Annotated in this window: 14 protein-coding genes; 12 read left to right on the forward strand and 2 right to left on the reverse strand. The window is 59.0% G+C overall.

The annotated features are described in order from the left end of the window. Window positions 1-226 precede the first annotated feature (226 nt). The 10 genes from guaB to KF707C_RS05520 all read left to right on the forward strand — a co-directional run bounded on the left by guaB (window position 227) and on the right by KF707C_RS05520 (window position 9,944). On the forward strand, window positions 227-1,696 hold the full coding sequence (gene guaB / locus KF707C_RS05475) for an IMP dehydrogenase (RefSeq protein ID WP_003448805.1): 1,470 nt from the start codon (window positions 227-229) through the stop codon (window positions 1,694-1,696). Window positions 1,697-1,794: 98 nt separating this feature from the next. Further along, window positions 1,795-3,375 carry a glutamine-hydrolyzing GMP synthase gene (gene guaA / locus KF707C_RS05480; RefSeq protein ID WP_003448806.1) on the forward strand — a complete coding sequence of 527 codons (1,581 nt, stop codon included), beginning with the start codon at window positions 1,795-1,797 and terminating at the stop codon, window positions 3,373-3,375. 579 nt (window positions 3,376-3,954) lie between these two features. After that, window positions 3,955-4,557 (forward strand): hypothetical protein, encoded by a 603-nt coding sequence (locus KF707C_RS05485; protein ID WP_036991411.1) that lies wholly within the window; start codon window positions 3,955-3,957, stop codon window positions 4,555-4,557. 76 nt (window positions 4,558-4,633) lie between these two features. Then, complete coding sequence (locus tag KF707C_RS05490) at window positions 4,634-5,440, forward strand: AfsA-related hotdog domain-containing protein (protein WP_051050684.1); 807 nt, start codon at window positions 4,634-4,636, stop codon at window positions 5,438-5,440. Then, entirely contained in the window at window positions 5,437-6,264 is an 828-nt protein-coding gene (locus tag KF707C_RS05495) for a hypothetical protein (RefSeq protein WP_081608035.1), read from the forward strand. The genes KF707C_RS05490 and KF707C_RS05495 overlap by 4 nt, the downstream gene beginning before the upstream one ends. 52 nt (window positions 6,265-6,316) lie before the next feature. Continuing rightward, window positions 6,317-6,547, forward strand: a complete 231-nt coding sequence (locus tag KF707C_RS30075) for a tautomerase family protein (protein WP_081608036.1) — start codon at window positions 6,317-6,319, stop codon at window positions 6,545-6,547. Then, on the forward strand, window positions 6,544-7,245 hold the full coding sequence (locus tag KF707C_RS05505) for an HAD family hydrolase (protein ID WP_131679664.1): 702 nt from the start codon (window positions 6,544-6,546) through the stop codon (window positions 7,243-7,245). Before KF707C_RS30075 ends, KF707C_RS05505 begins: the two co-directional genes overlap by 4 nt. Window positions 7,246-7,283: 38 nt before the next feature. After that, a complete protein-coding gene (locus tag KF707C_RS05510) occupies window positions 7,284-8,501 on the forward strand; it encodes an MFS transporter (protein WP_197704972.1) in 1,218 nt (405 codons plus the stop codon). Continuing rightward, window positions 8,498-8,908, forward strand: a complete 411-nt coding sequence (locus KF707C_RS05515; protein WP_051050686.1) for a carboxymuconolactone decarboxylase family protein — start codon at window positions 8,498-8,500, stop codon at window positions 8,906-8,908. The genes KF707C_RS05510 and KF707C_RS05515 overlap by 4 nt, the downstream gene beginning before the upstream one ends. Window positions 8,909-8,915: 7 nt before the next feature. Beyond that, window positions 8,916-9,944 (forward strand): aldo/keto reductase, encoded by a 1,029-nt coding sequence (locus KF707C_RS05520; protein WP_003448811.1) that lies wholly within the window; start codon window positions 8,916-8,918, stop codon window positions 9,942-9,944. Window positions 9,945-9,963: 19 nt separating this feature from the next. Here the strand turns inward: KF707C_RS05520 and KF707C_RS05525 are convergent, their stop codons facing one another. Continuing rightward, window positions 9,964-10,902, reverse strand: a complete 939-nt coding sequence (locus KF707C_RS05525) for a LysR family transcriptional regulator (protein ID WP_036991416.1) — start codon at window positions 10,900-10,902, stop codon at window positions 9,964-9,966. A 347-nt stretch (window positions 10,903-11,249) separates the two neighbouring features. Next, the gene (locus KF707C_RS05530; RefSeq protein ID WP_003448816.1) at window positions 11,250-11,903 is read right to left on the reverse strand and encodes an intradiol ring-cleavage dioxygenase; all 654 of its coding nucleotides are present in this window, start codon (window positions 11,901-11,903) and stop codon (window positions 11,250-11,252) included. Window positions 11,904-12,109: 206 nt separating this feature from the next. On the opposite strand from KF707C_RS05530, the gene KF707C_RS05535 reads away from it, so the two are divergent. Continuing rightward, the gene (locus KF707C_RS05535) at window positions 12,110-13,474 is read left to right on the forward strand and encodes a multicopper oxidase family protein (protein WP_003448818.1); all 1,365 of its coding nucleotides are present in this window, start codon (window positions 12,110-12,112) and stop codon (window positions 13,472-13,474) included. Window positions 13,475-13,481: 7 nt separating this feature from the next. Next, the gene (gene tadA / locus KF707C_RS05540) at window positions 13,482-13,973 is read left to right on the forward strand and encodes a tRNA adenosine(34) deaminase TadA (RefSeq protein ID WP_003448821.1); all 492 of its coding nucleotides are present in this window, start codon (window positions 13,482-13,484) and stop codon (window positions 13,971-13,973) included. Window positions 13,974-14,126 lie beyond the last annotated feature (153 nt).

A 14,126-nucleotide genomic window follows, 5' to 3' on the forward strand; every position in this document is an offset into this window, starting at 1 on the left:
GTGTTCGTCCATGGGAGGTGCCCCTGGTTGGCGTTGTTGTCAGGGCATCGCGGAGGTGCGGGGGCAGTATCGGAGGGCGCTCGGGCAGGAACTATCCCGCAGATGCAGGATGGCCCCATGCTGGTTTGTCGGAGAGTGGGAGGATGCCGCTCAGCCGCGTTGAGCGGAGGCCTTGGCCTCGTTATAATGGCGCGCTTCCAATTTTCCCGCCTGGGAGCCCCCCGCCATGCTGCGCATCAGCCAAGAAGCCCTGACCTTCGACGACGTTCTCCTGATCCCGGGATATTCCGAGGTCCTGCCCAAGGACGTAAGCCTCAAGACCCGCCTGACCCGCGGCATCGAACTGAACATCCCGCTGGTTTCCGCCGCCATGGATACCGTGACCGAAGCGCGCCTCGCCATCGCCATGGCCCAGGAAGGCGGCATCGGCATCATCCACAAGAACATGACCATCGAGCAGCAGGCGGCCGAGGTTCGCAAGGTCAAGCGTCACGAGACCGCCATCGTCCGTGACCCGGTCACCGTCACCCCCTCCACCAAGATCATCGAACTGCTGCAGATCGCCCGCGAGTGCGGTTTCTCCGGCTTCCCGGTGGTGGAAGAGGGCGAGCTGGTCGGCATCGTCACTGGCCGCGACCTGCGCTTCAAGCCGAACGCCGGCGACACCGTGGCGGCGATCATGACCCACAAGGACAAGCTGGTCACCGTGCGCGAAGGTACGCCGCTGGATGACATCAAGGCCAAGCTCTACGAGAACCGCATCGAGAAGATGCTGGTGGTCGACGACAACTTCTACCTGCGCGGTCTGGTGACCTTCCGTGACATCGAGAAGGCCAAGACCTACCCGCTGGCGTCCAAGGACGAACAGGGGCGCCTGCGTGTGGGCGCGGCGGTGGGCACCGGCGCCGATACCGGCGAGCGCGTGACCGCCCTGGTCAACGCGGGTGTGGACGTGGTGGTGGTGGACACCGCCCACGGTCACTCCAAGGGCGTGATCGAGCGCGTGCGCTGGGTCAAGGACAACTTCCCGCAGGTCCAGGTGATCGGCGGCAACATCGCCACCGGTGAAGCCGCCAAGGCCCTGGCCGAAGCCGGCGCCGACGCGGTCAAGGTCGGCATCGGCCCGGGCTCCATCTGCACCACCCGCATCGTCGCCGGTGTCGGCGTGCCGCAGATCTCCGCCATCGCCAACGTCGCCGCCGCCCTGGCCGGCTCCGGCATCCCGCTGATCGCCGACGGCGGCATCCGCTTCTCCGGTGACCTGTCCAAGGCCGTCGTGGCCGGCGCTTCCTGCGTGATGATGGGCTCCATGTTCGCCGGTACCGAAGAGGCCCCGGGCGAAGTCGAACTCTTCCAGGGCCGTTCCTACAAGGCTTACCGCGGCATGGGCTCCCTGGGTGCGATGTCACAGTCCCAGGGTTCGTCCGACCGCTACTTCCAGGACTCCTCGGCTGGCGCCGAGAAACTGGTTCCGGAAGGCATCGAAGGCCGCGTTCCCTACAAGGGCAGCCTGACCGCCATCGTCCACCAGCTGATGGGCGGCCTGCGGGCTTCCATGGGCTACACCGGCTGCGCCACCATCGAGGAAATGCGTACCAAGCCGCAGTTCGTGCGCATCACCGGCGCGGGCATGGCGGAGTCCCACGTGCATGACGTGCAGATCACCAAGGAAGCGCCGAACTACCGCGTCGGCTAACTGATTCTTCGCTGGAGGCTGGAGGCTGGGGGCTGGACGAGCGCTATTCGTCCAGTCTTCAGCCTTCAGCGTTTCAGCCACTTTCCCAGGGGAAGAAAATGGCCCATCACGATATCCACGCCCACCGAATCCTGATCCTCGACTTCGGCTCCCAGTACACCCAGCTGATCGCCCGCCGCGTTCGCGAGATCGGTGTGTACTGCGAAATCCATCCCTTCGACATGAGCAACGAGGCGATCCGCGCCTTCGCCCCCCGTGGCGTGATCCTCGCCGGTGGCCCGGAGTCAGTGCACGAAGCCGACAGCCCGCGCGCTCCCCATGCGGTGTTCGACCTGAACGTCCCGCTGCTGGGCATCTGCTACGGCATGCAGACCATGGCCGAGCAGCTGGGTGGCAAGGTGCAGGGTTCGGACCTGCGCGAGTTCGGCTACGCCCGCGTCGACGTGGTGGGCAAGTCGCGCCTGCTGGACGGCATCGAAGACCACGTGGATGACGACGGCGTGCTGGGCCTGGACGTGTGGATGAGCCACGGCGACAAGGTCACCACCCTGCCCGCAGGCTTCCACATCCTGGCCAGCACCCCGAGCTGCCCTATCGCCGCCATGGCCGATGACAGCCGCGCGTACTACGGCGTGCAGTTCCACCCGGAAGTGACCCACACCAAGCAGGGCGGTCGCATCCTTTCCCGCTTCGTGCTGGACATCTGCGGCTGCGCCGCCCTGTGGACCCCGTCCAACATCGTCGAAGACGCCATCGCCACCGTGCGCGCCCAGGTGGGTTCGTCCAAGGTGCTGCTGGGCCTGTCCGGCGGCGTCGACTCCTCCGTGGTGGCGGCCCTGTTGCACAAGGCCATCGGCGACCAGCTGACCTGCGTCTTCGTCGACAACGGCCTGCTGCGCCTGCACGAGGGTGACCAGGTGATGGCCATGTTCGCCGAGAACATGGGCGTGAAGGTGATTCGCGCCAACGCCGAGGACAAGTTCCTGGGCCGCCTGGCCGGCGTCGCCGACCCGGAAGAGAAGCGCAAGATCATCGGCCGCACCTTCATCGAGGTCTTCGATGAGGAGGCCACCAAGCTCCAGGACGTGAAGTTCCTCGCCCAGGGCACCATCTACCCCGACGTGATCGAGTCGGCCGGCGCCAAGACCGGCAAGGCCCACGTGATCAAGTCCCACCACAACGTCGGCGGTCTGCCGGAAGACATGCAGTTCGAGCTGGTTGAACCCCTGCGCGAACTGTTCAAGGACGAAGTGCGCAAGATCGGCCTCGAGCTGGGCCTGCCCTACGACATGGTCTACCGCCACCCCTTCCCGGGCCCGGGCCTCGGCGTGCGCATCCTCGGCGAAGTGAAGAAGGAGTACGCCGACCTGCTGCGTCGCGCCGACCACATCTTCATCGAGGAGCTGCGCAACTTCGACTGGTACCACAAGACCAGCCAGGCCTTCGTGGTGTTCCAGCCGGTGAAATCCGTGGGCGTGGTCGGCGACGGCCGTCGCTACGCCTGGGTCGTCGCCCTGCGCGCCGTGGAAACCATCGACTTCATGACCGCGCGCTGGGCGCACCTGCCCTACGAGCTGCTGGAGAAGGTCTCCAACCGCATCATCAACGAGATCGAAGGCATCTCCCGCGTCACCTACGACGTATCGAGCAAGCCGCCGGCGACCATCGAGTGGGAGTGATGGGCGCGCCTTCGGGTGAGCGTTGAAGGAACCGGCCAGGCCCACAAAGCCTGGCCGGTTTCGTTTTGGGCAAATAAAACTGCATCACGATGCTTCCGTCGGAACTCGGTGGTCAGCTCAGTCGCTGATGAGCTGGCTGGACCCGAAGCCGGCGAACGCCTTTACGTGGAGTCGTTTTGGATTTTCCTGCTTCGTGTGAAGAGTTTTCGTTTCGCTCCTACGTTCACGGAGCGGTATTGGAGGCGCCGGCGGTGAATTTTCATGACGCTAGATCACAAGTACAGACGGATATTCTTTTCTGTCGTGAATTCGTCCTTGCTCAGCACTGTTTTCGTTAATCGGAGTGACTGAATCCGAGTGAGTTGGGGGGCGCCATTCGGTCAGTGGATTGCTTAAAAATAAATCTAGACCTCCATTTATTTTGAGTGTGTGAATTTTTTATTTGTCTGTGATGGAGGTTTGCTGATTCCTAAACGGTATTGCTTAAAAAGCAATTATCTTGAGTGTCTGTTGGTATTATTCTTTGGGCTCTCGCAGTTAATTTGTTTTTAGCGTCATGTACCGTTCAGGGAGTTAATCATGCCTTCCAAGGTTGTCCTCATCTCGCGTTTTAAATTTTCACCTCGGTTTAAGGGTGAGATTTTTGCTGATCTAATTTCGTCTGATCGCGTTCGTTATTATTTGGATTATGACGAAATGGAGCTTCTACAGCTCCGTGCCTACGATGATCTTGCCGATTTTTCTGGGGATGAATATGAGTTGGAAGCTGATGTTGAGCGCTTCAGGGAGTATATGTCGGCGGACGTGGTGAGGGAGTTACTCATGCATGTTGAGTCGCCCAAGCCATGCGACTCTAAATTGCCTGATACAGACTATATCCAGCTTCGTCATGTTGAGGTTTTACCTGAAAAGTATTCAGAATATCGACAGTGGCGTGCTGGTACGATTTTTCAGGTGGTGAAGGAAAGTGTGGCTGTTGAGGTTTTTTTAGCCTACCACTCAATGGTCAGTGGTCAGCCTGGTGTAATGTTTATCGCTGGATTCTCAGGAGACCCTGCTGAGTATCAAGAAGTTTTCGAAACTGATCGGTATCGTGAAATCGTTCGGCAGGCAGGTAGTAATTATATAACCGGCGGCATGGATGGCTTGTATACGCGAAATTATTCTCGTTTGACATTCTAGGGCTTTTAGCTTGAGTTGGTTTGGTTTTCATATTTTCTATTAGGATGATTGGTTATTTTGCCTTGGTGGGGTTGATATGGAGCGTCGATGCTATTTCGTGGTGGGCGATAAGTTCAAGGCTTTCGCTGAGGGAAAGAATGTTCTCACCCTAAGTCAATTAAGGTCGCTGACTGATCTTCCGGATGGATTTATGGATGTCCGCGCCGTACTAAAGTTGGGGCAAGGTGTGCAAGAAGAGGAAGTGCGCGAAATCCTGAATAGGCACGAGAGCAGAGGAGGAGTCAAAGCACTGTTGGAATTATCGGATTTACATCGTGTAAAAGATCGTGCGGATAGTGTTATTAGTCATAAACGTTTTCCATACAACACCCTTATTGGCTCTCCGCAAAAAATCGTCGAGGATGAATTTCTGATTCCGTTGAATATTGATGAGCGTTGCGAGTTGATGGGGGATCACCAGACCGGGCAGCATGTGCAAGGAATGATAGTGATCGAAGCTTTCAGACAGTCCTTCTTGGCTGTTACGGAGGCTTTCTTTCCGCTTGAGAGCAAGAGTAGCTATTTTGTAATCAATATGATGAATGTGAGTTTCACGAGTTTCTTGTTTCCGCTGCCAGCGCATGTGAGTTATCGAGTTCTGGAGGCGAACAGAAGCAGGAAACGTGCACGTTATAAAGTGATCATGTCTGCAGTCCAAAATGAAGTTGCTTGTGCCACTGCTGAGGTGTCTTTTACCGTATATCCTGCCAGCAGTATTGCGCCAAAAGAGGCTGAGCTCGCCTACCAAGTCACTGAGGCTCTGCTTGGGCTCATGCCTCACACGGTCAACCGTTCCATCCAGCCTGCAGGCGGAAAGACTCTGGCGTTGGAGATTGAGCGATGACCAAGGTCTATTCCCTCAGCGTTACCACCCAGGGACCGCTTTACCCGCCAAGCGAAATCATGAATGAAGCGGGGGACTTCATCGTGATCGGGCGCATTCCACAAGCGGATGGCACGCTTCCCTGGGGAGGAGCGATCGTGTCTTCCGCAACCCAAGCCCCTACATTCAATGAATTAGGTGTGTATGACGTATTGAAGTGGATCGACTTGACGAACTTGGGAAAGTTGGCCGACCAAGTACTACACACGCTGCCTCTGCCATTGCCGGTCAATAATTACCCAATTTTGTTCGCACCCGAGCAACGGCCTCAGGCGCATAGTGAATTCCGCTCTAGTTTTCCCCTCCACGAGGCGCCGGTTCCTGACCTTCGTGCCGAGGATGGTCGCAGGCGAAAGTCTCCGATAACTCTGAGGCAGTGGTTGCGAGCAAGCGGGGAACTAAAGGTCAGTGTGGATAATGGTGGTCGCACTGCCTTGTTTGAACTTGAGTGCAAAAATCTACTGCCAGACAGCCTCTATACCGTCATGAGTTTGCGCCAAAACGATCTTCGCCCCGAGAACCCCAGCCGGCCAGGACCGCTAGGCATACCCAACGCGTTCATAACAGATGCTGAGGGCAATGGTTACTACTGGGCTCGCCTGCCCAATCCATTTCCCGATGCAAGCCTTCCCAGTGCAAACCGTATTATCAATGTGGTCGTATTGTACATGAGTTCTCAGATGACTCATGGCGGGGCTGTCGGTTGGTACGGATTGGGCGCAGATATACATGCCCAGTTGAAGCTAAAGGCCGATAGTTTCTCCAGCCTACTCACATGTGGCTAAATAAAATTCAATTCATTAAAAATAAATTGCATGAGCCTATCGAGGATATTCCATGCCTGTAATACATATCGCTACATGGCCGATTGAGGATGAACGAGTCGCACGAGCCATAATCGAGGGAGTGACACGGGTCGTTCATGAATTGAGCGGCGTTCCGCTCGACAAAATATCAGTTTACATATCGGAGATCATGCCCTCCAGATGGGGGGATGCCGGAGTACTTGGCACCGATCCAGAGTTCAAAAAGCAGAGTCGGCGTCTGAGTTATGAGGATAGCCAGTGAATGGATTGACCGGTTTGGTTTCGGAGCCCATTGAGCCAGGAAAATGCTTCGCGTTCTTCGATGTGGACGAGACACTTATAACGTTGAAAAGTATGTTCGACTTCTTCCCTTTCTGGTGCGAGCGACAGAAGAGTCCAGAGTTGAGGCAACGCTTCGATGCGGCATTCGCGGAGGCGCGGGAGGAGGCGCGATCTAGAGAGCATCTCAATAGACTCTATTACGGCTTCTTTCAACTGGAGTCGATGTCAGCCCTCGAGGCTGCGGGGCGAGAATGGTTCGAGAGTAGGTTCTGCGGACTTCGATCACCTTATATAGAGCAGGTAGTCGCGCAACTTAAAGCACACCAGAAGGCAGGGGAGGTGCCTGTTCTTGTGTCAGGCTCAATGCTGCCGTTGCTTGAACCACTTGCGATCTCCTTGCAAGTTGAGCATTGCCTGTGCACGAAGTTGATGGTCGATGCATACGGTCGCTTGACGGGCGATATCGAGTCACCACAGACGATCGGCCAGGGAAAGGCCGAGGCCATCAGGGTCTTCCTCCAGCAGAACAATGGCGCTGCACAGGACTGCTACGCATATGGCGACGATGTCTCCGATCTCCCAATGCTTGAAGCAGTCGGCAAGCCTGTCGCCGTTGGCGGTGTCAGTGAGCTGACCGTATTGGCTGTGTCCCGAGGTTGGCGCCATCTGCGTTTATGAGAGTGCTGTCCTGATAGAAATACTTTGGAGTAGTTCATATGGAACGAAATATGTCGGCGGCACCTGCTAAAGAACTCCCTCGCTGGCGCGTCTGGCTGGCTATCGTGTTACTCGGAGTTGGTGCATTTACTATTGTCACTACCGAGTTGGCACCTATCGGACTTCTGTCCCCCATCGCGCTCGAGCTTGACCGCAGTGAGGCCACGGTTGGTCTCACCATCACCCTCTATGCATGGATTGGTGCCTTCAGCGCTCTCTTGGCTGCATTCACTTTGAGTCGTCTGCCACGCAAGCCGCTTCTGATTGGTCTCATGCTTGGGTTGGCGCTATCCAACATGCTCGCCATGCTTGCGGGCGACTTCGACATGCTGCTCCTGGCTCGTGTGTTCGGCGCCGTTGCACATGGACTGTTCTGGGCCGTGATAGCTGCTACCGCGGCGCAAATCGCGCCTGCTCGGAGTGTCGGTCTTGCGACTTCGATCGTTTTTGGCGGTGTTTCGGCAGCCAGCGTGCTTGGTGTTCCATTGGCCAATTTCGTGGGTCAGGTCAGTAGTTGGCGCATTGCCTTTGGTGGCATTGGGGCGCTTGGCCTGATGGTGGCACTCGTTATGGTACCTATTCTTCCAGGCCTTCCACTCCAATCTGGCCAGGGACGTACCGCGCTTGCCGGAGTGTTGAGAAGGCCCGATCTATTGGGAATCTACGCAGCAACTGCGCTGGCAGTTACGGGACATTTCGCAGCCTTTACCTTCATCGAGCCTTTTCTGCGTAGCGTCCCCGATGTGTCGGCAATCCTCGTCGCAGCCTTGCTCTTCGGTTTCGGTGCCGCAGGCCTGTTTGCCAACCTTCTTGCGGGGATCTTCATCGATCGCTATCTGAAACCGTTCCTGATGCTCGCACTCACTCTGCTGACCCTGGCGTTGCTGGTCATGGGGGCGTGGGACGACCGTCTAGGAGGCCTAGGAGTCAGCATCATGCTGGTGCTGTGGGGCAGCTCGGTTTCCGCGATCTTTGTCGGATTCCAGACTTGGATACTCCGTACAGCGGGAGCCGCGGCAATGTCTGCATCAGCGGTCTACGTCGCGATCTTCAACGCAGCCATCGGAATCGGGGCCATGGTGGGTGCCTGGGTTCTGAGTCATGCAGGACTCCCCACCGTATTGATGATCGCGGGGCTGGGCGGTGCCCTGGCTCTCTTTCTGGTCGCTGGTCTGGGGCGTCCTGCTCTGGTGTTCGTGCAGGAGATCAACAAATGAGCACTCAATCCGAGTCGATGAGCGAAAAGACTCTGCGCGGTCGCCGTCTAATGGATGCGCTGGAACCCAATACAGCTGAGAGGGTGACGAACAGGTTGTCGGAATTGGACCCACAGCTGGCGAAGCTGATTACCGATTATGCGTTTGCTGACGTACTCGGTCGACCAGGGCTGGACCTCAAGACCCGCGAGATGCTGACCGTTGCAGCCCTAACAGCACTGGGCAATGCGCCTTCTCAACTGGAGTTCCATATGCGCGGTGCTCTCAATGTTGGGGTTCAGCCAGCAGAATTACTGGAAGTCGTGATTCAAATGGCGATCTACGCAGGAGTGCCAGCCTGCATGAATGGATTGACGGCCTATCGAGCCGCGCTCGCGGGGCACCAGTCCCGCTCAAACAAGGAGTAAGGCAAGTATGAAAACAGTTACTCACCAAGGCATTCTTCCAACGCGTACGCTAGGGGACGGCTTGCGCGTTTCCGCACTGGGTTTTGGCGCCATGGGCATGAGCGAGTTTTATGGCCCTTCGGATGACGCAGCCTCCAGGTCTCTTCTGCAAGAGGTTGTAGAGCGCGGTGTCACTTTGATCGATACCGCCGACATGTACGGGCAGGGTCACAATGAGCAGCTCATTGGTGACTTGCTCAAAATGAAGCCTCACATGCATCTGTCCGGGCAACTCAAAATTTCCACGAAGTGTGGCATAGAACGCTCCGGTGCCTCGTCGTCCTCTCGGCGTATCAACAACACCCCTTCATACATTCGAGCTTCCTGCGAGGGTTCTCTGAAACGTCTTGGCGTTGACCGAATTGATCTTTATTACATTCACCGGGTTGATCCAGAAGTAAATATTGAAGACACCATGGGCTGCCTTGCCGAACTGGTAAGGGAGGGAAAGATCGCTCATGTGGGATTGTGCGAGGTGTCAGCCAAAACTCTGGAACGAGCACATCGAGTTCATCCGGTGGCGGCGTTGCAGACAGAGTATTCACTGTGGAGCCGAGAAGTTGAGCAGGACATTCTGCCAACGGCGAACAAGCTCGGCATCGGCTTTGTCGCATATTCGCCTCTCGGGCGTGGATTCCTTACTGGCCGCCTGAAAAGCAGGTCAGATCTGGCAGTGGGAGATTTCAGACTAAGCAACCCACGCTTTGAGGAGCAGAACCTTTCGCACAATCTGAGGTTGCTCGAGTCGATTCAACATGTTGCTGAGAACTATGGTGTGACTCGAGGCCAGGTTGCTCTGGCATGGTTACTGGCTCAGGGGCCTTGCATCGTGCCGATCCCCGGAACTCGCCGCTCAAGTTACTTGCAAGAGAATCTTGGTGCGTTGACGGTGAGCCTAAGTTCTGAGGATCTGAAGTTCCTGGGCGAGGCTATGACCTCAACCGAGGTACGGGGTGCGCGTTATGGTAGTGCCGGAATGCAGGGGATTGATGCCTGATACCGGCGACACATTCCGCCTAGGGTGCCAACCACGAAGCCGATATGGCACGTAAAGCTTGCATCTTGTCCAGAACACTGGCCCTCGCTTCCTGGGCCCGAGTGACCATGTGAATATCAATGGCCAGCAGTCTTTCCAGTGCCGGTTCAAGCGGGCGGTAGGTAATCCCAACGCGGGATATGCCGCTCATTGACTTGGGGCACAGGGCTACACCTTCGCCTGCTGCTACCGAAGCCAGCAGCAGGGTGAAGTCCCTAGGCTCAAGTCGCTTGGGCGGTGTGTAACCATAGGTTCTGAATACATTTTCACATTTGTCGTAGAACGCGGGGTTATCGGCGCGGGCGAACCAGAGCAATGGAAGTTCGACAAGATCGCTAAATGTGACGACTGGTTTGATTGCGGCTGGATGTACGGTGGGCAGAACTACGACCATTGCTTCCGTACCGACTGGTTCGACAACCAGTCCATCCGGCGGGTCAGAAATGTTTCCCACGATGGCTATGTCCAGTTCGCCCTGTAGGACACGTTGTACGAGGTGCTTGGAGAAGGCACGTTCCAATGGATATCCACGGAAGAAATCAGGATCGCTTGTCAATGCATGCAGGCTTGGAATCAGCGAGTAGTCGACAACACTGGTCAAACCGATTCTGACCCTATCCGCGTTTTCATCATGATCGGTGAAACGAGTTCGCAGGTTCTCCAGCGCCGAGTCAAGTGCCGCAAGGAAATTGTGGGCGTCGATCCTGAGCGCTTCTCCTGCAGGGGTCAGGGTCACGTGACTGGTATTCCGCTGGATCAGTTGCACTCCAAGTAGCGACTCCAATCCCTGAATCTGGCGCGATAAGGGCGGTTGCGTCATGTGCAAGAGTTGCGCAGCACTGCGAAAGTTCAACTCCTGCGCCACAGCAAGAAAGCACTGCAATGTTCTCGAACTGGGCAAGCGTTTGGATAACAACATCGTCTTGGTGTCCTCATCCACCTTCAGCAGGGGATGTCTGATCGTTTTGATGCAGTTTTGTTGGGGCGGATGCACTTTCCGTCAATTTGGGGGCGTAGTGTTGTCGACAACGCTGGATTACGAGCGAGTTCGTGGGCAATTACAGGCAGTTGCTGATGCCTTTTCGCGCACTTCCGAGTCTGGAATGTCGCAATAATCACCGGCGGCGGGAAGTGAACTTGTTCCAAAGTCCGCGTCAGGTTTTTCACTTTCTTTGAGCGGATGCCCGGAAGCATATAGGAGCTTCTCCCGCTATGGCCGTTGCTTTTTTGAAATGCAAGTACCTCTGCTGCTCAAGTCGGAGCAAGTCAGCTAGTGCCAAGGCGTTCAACCACCAGCGTCAGTCGCGCCACGAATCCGGCTCCGTCCTCCACCAGTTCGGCCACCGAGTGTTCGCCGTCCTGCCGGCGATAGATGTAGTCCTGCTCCAGGGGTGTCCAGTCCTGGCCGGGGTGTGCGTACGGGGGGCGGGCCATGGCGGGGCGGATCAGGGCCTCGGGGAAGTAGAGCTGGCCCGTGTGGATATCGCGCCTGTCCAGGTGCAGCTTGAGGTGCACGTGGTTGGTGCGGCCCGGGTAGTAGCCCGGAAGGATGCTGCGGAACTCGGCGCGGCCTTCGCCGTCGGTGATCTGCACGCCGCGCAGGTAGCGGCTCGCTGCGTCGGCGCCGACGCCCGAATAGGCGCCCTGGGCATCGCAGTGCCAGATCTCCAGGGCGGCGCCATCCAGGGGGCGGCAGTCGTGCAGTCGCAGCACTTCGAACTGCAGCCGGAGGGGAAGGCCGGGCTTGCCATCGGTGATGTCCTGGCGCAGCAGGGCGTCGTCCAGGTAGAAGGGACCGGCGGTCTGCTCCGGGGAAAGCCGGCAGGCGCGGGCCGCCTCGGCTCGGCCCAGGCGCGGCCAGTGCAGGACCACCAGGCCGCCGAGGCCGAATTGCAGCAGCTGTCTACGGGTGGGGAACATGGACCATTCCTCCCAGTTGTCCGCTTCATCCTACGCCTGGCGATGGGGGGTGGCTGCGCCCATCGGTCGCGGTCGATGCGGATGCTTCCACTTATCTTTCGCGGCGGTCGGGTGTATCGTGTGCGCCGCGCAAGCCGGCCCGGCAGAGGCCGGCACTATTAGCCGATGGGACAGCCCCCGTTTTCCCCAGAGGAGCCTGACCCCCCATGACCTTCACCCGCAGACAGATTCTCGCTGGCCTGGCCGGCCTGGGCGTGGTTGGCCTGGGCGCCGGCGGGGCCCGCTACTGGCTGGGCGGCACCCTCGACGCCAGGACCCACGACTACGAGCTGATCGCCGCTCCCCTCGACGTCGAGCTGGTGGCCGGCCACATCACCCCGGCCTGGGCCTTCGGCGGCCAGGTGCCCGGTGTCGAACTGCGCTCGCGCCAGGGCGACTGGTTGCGGGTGCGCTTCATCAACCGGCTGGACGAGCCCACCACCATCCACTGGCACGGTATCCGCCTGCCGCTGGAGATGGACGGCGTCCCCTATGTGTCGCAGCTGCCCGTGCTGCCGGGCGAGTACTTCGACTACCGCTTCAAGACCGACGATGCCGGCAGCTTCTGGTACCACCCCCATGTGGCCAGCGCCCACCAGCTGGGGCGCGGGCTGGTGGGGCCGCTGATCGTCGAGGAGCGGGAGCCGAGCGGTTTCCGTCATGAGAAGGTGCTCAGCCTGAAGACCTGGCATGTGGACCAGGAAGGCGCCTTCACCGCCTTCAGCGTTCCCCGCGAGGCCGCTCGCGAAGGCACCCGGGGCCGCCTGACGACCCTCAACGGCAAGCCCCTGCCCACCGTGGAGCTGCCCGCCGGCCAGGTGGTACGCGTGCGCATTCTCAACCTCGACAACACCGTCACCTACCGGCTCAACCTGCCGGGCGGGGAGGCGCGCATCTACGCCCTCGACGGCCATCCCGTCGAGCCCCGTGACCTGGGCAAGGAGTACTGGCTGGGGCCGGGCATGCGCATCGAACTGGGTATCAGGGCACCGGCCGCCGGGACGGAGCTGTCCCTGCGCAATGGCCCGCTGCGCCTGGCCACGCTGAAGAGCGTGCCCAGCGACGAGGCGCCCGGTGACTGGCCGGCGGCACTGCCGGCCAACCCGGTGGCCGAGCCCGACCTGGAGAAGGCCGAGGTGCTGCGCTTCAACTTCGAGTGGGCGGCGACCCTGGCCAGTGCCCCCGGGCAGGCCAGCAACTACTGGCAGATCAACGGCAAGGCCTGGGACATCAACGACAAGTCCTGCGCCGACCGTCCCATCGCCAGGCTCAAGAAGGATGGCCACTACATCTTCGAACTGCGCAACATGGCCCAGTACCTCCACCCGATCCACCTCCACGGCATGGCCTTCAAGGTGCTGGACTCGGACCGCAAGTCCATCATTCCCTATTTCACCGACACCTACCTGCTGGGCAAGAACGAAACCGCGCGCATCGCGCTGGTGGCGGACAATCCCGGCGTGTGGATGTTCCACTGCCATGTGATCGACCACATGGAAACCGGCCTGATGGCCGCCATCGAAGTGGCTTGAGTTCCCCATGCGCCAACCTCTGATCATCGACCGCAGCCAGGACGAGCATTTCATGCGCGAGGCCCTGGAGCTCGCCCGCCAGGGCGCACAACTGGGCGAGGTGCCGGTGGGCGCCGTGCTGGTCAAGGATGGCGAGATCGTCGGGCGTGGCTTCAATTGCCCCATCTCCGGCCATGACCCCAGCGCTCACGCGGAGATGGTGGCGGTACGCGATGCCGCCAGCCGCCTGGAGAACTACCGGCTGGTGGGCAGCACCCTCTACGTGACCCTGGAGCCCTGCAGCATGTGCGCCGGGCTCATCGTGCATTCCCGCATTACCCGCGTCGTCTACGGCGCCACCGAGCCCAAGGCGGGCGTGGTGGCCAGCCGCGGCCGCTTCTTCGAGCAGGAGTTCCTCAATCACCGCGTGCTGGTGGAGGGTGGCGTGCTGGCACAGGACTGCAGCGAGCTGCTGTCCGCTTTCTTCCAGGCCCGTCGGGCTGCTCGCAAGGACGCTTGAGTCGCGGCTATCCGACCATGGTCGGAGCCGGTCCGGCTGGACCTCCGCAGCCAGTGTGCTAAGGTGCGCGCCCGCTCGAAAGGGCGGCCCAGAGCGGTTGTCCCGTTATCTGGGTGGCCGCTTGGCCGTCGCCAGGAGGCGCCCGCAGTTCCG

The sequence above is a fragment of the Pseudomonas furukawaii genome, assembly GCF_002355475.1.
Lineage (GTDB): Bacteria > Pseudomonadota > Gammaproteobacteria > Pseudomonadales > Pseudomonadaceae > Metapseudomonas > Metapseudomonas furukawaii.

Bases quoted from the DNA above. Each gene is read 5' to 3' on its own strand.
- guaB (WP_003448805.1), top strand. From the start codon at position 227: ATGCTGCGCATCAGCCAAGAAGCCCTGACCTTCGACGACGTTCTCCTG.
- guaA (WP_003448806.1), top strand. From the start codon at position 1,795: ATGGCCCATCACGATATCCACGCCCACCGAATCCTGATCCTCGACTTC.
- KF707C_RS05485 (WP_036991411.1), top strand. From the start codon at position 3,955: ATGCCTTCCAAGGTTGTCCTCATCTCGCGTTTTAAATTTTCACCTCGG.
- KF707C_RS05490 (WP_051050684.1), top strand. From the start codon at position 4,634: ATGGAGCGTCGATGCTATTTCGTGGTGGGCGATAAGTTCAAGGCTTTC.
- KF707C_RS05495 (WP_081608035.1), top strand. From the start codon at position 5,437: ATGACCAAGGTCTATTCCCTCAGCGTTACCACCCAGGGACCGCTTTAC.
- KF707C_RS30075 (WP_081608036.1), top strand. From the start codon at position 6,317: ATGCCTGTAATACATATCGCTACATGGCCGATTGAGGATGAACGAGTC.
- KF707C_RS05510 (WP_197704972.1), top strand. From the start codon at position 7,284: ATGGAACGAAATATGTCGGCGGCACCTGCTAAAGAACTCCCTCGCTGG.
- KF707C_RS05515 (WP_051050686.1), top strand. From the start codon at position 8,498: ATGAGCACTCAATCCGAGTCGATGAGCGAAAAGACTCTGCGCGGTCGC.
- KF707C_RS05520 (WP_003448811.1), top strand. From the start codon at position 8,916: ATGAAAACAGTTACTCACCAAGGCATTCTTCCAACGCGTACGCTAGGG.
- KF707C_RS05525 (WP_036991416.1), bottom strand. From the start codon at position 10,902: ATGTTGTTATCCAAACGCTTGCCCAGTTCGAGAACATTGCAGTGCTTT.
- KF707C_RS05530 (WP_003448816.1), bottom strand. From the start codon at position 11,903: ATGTTCCCCACCCGTAGACAGCTGCTGCAATTCGGCCTCGGCGGCCTG.
- KF707C_RS05535 (WP_003448818.1), top strand. From the start codon at position 12,110: ATGACCTTCACCCGCAGACAGATTCTCGCTGGCCTGGCCGGCCTGGGC.
- tadA (WP_003448821.1), top strand. From the start codon at position 13,482: ATGCGCCAACCTCTGATCATCGACCGCAGCCAGGACGAGCATTTCATG.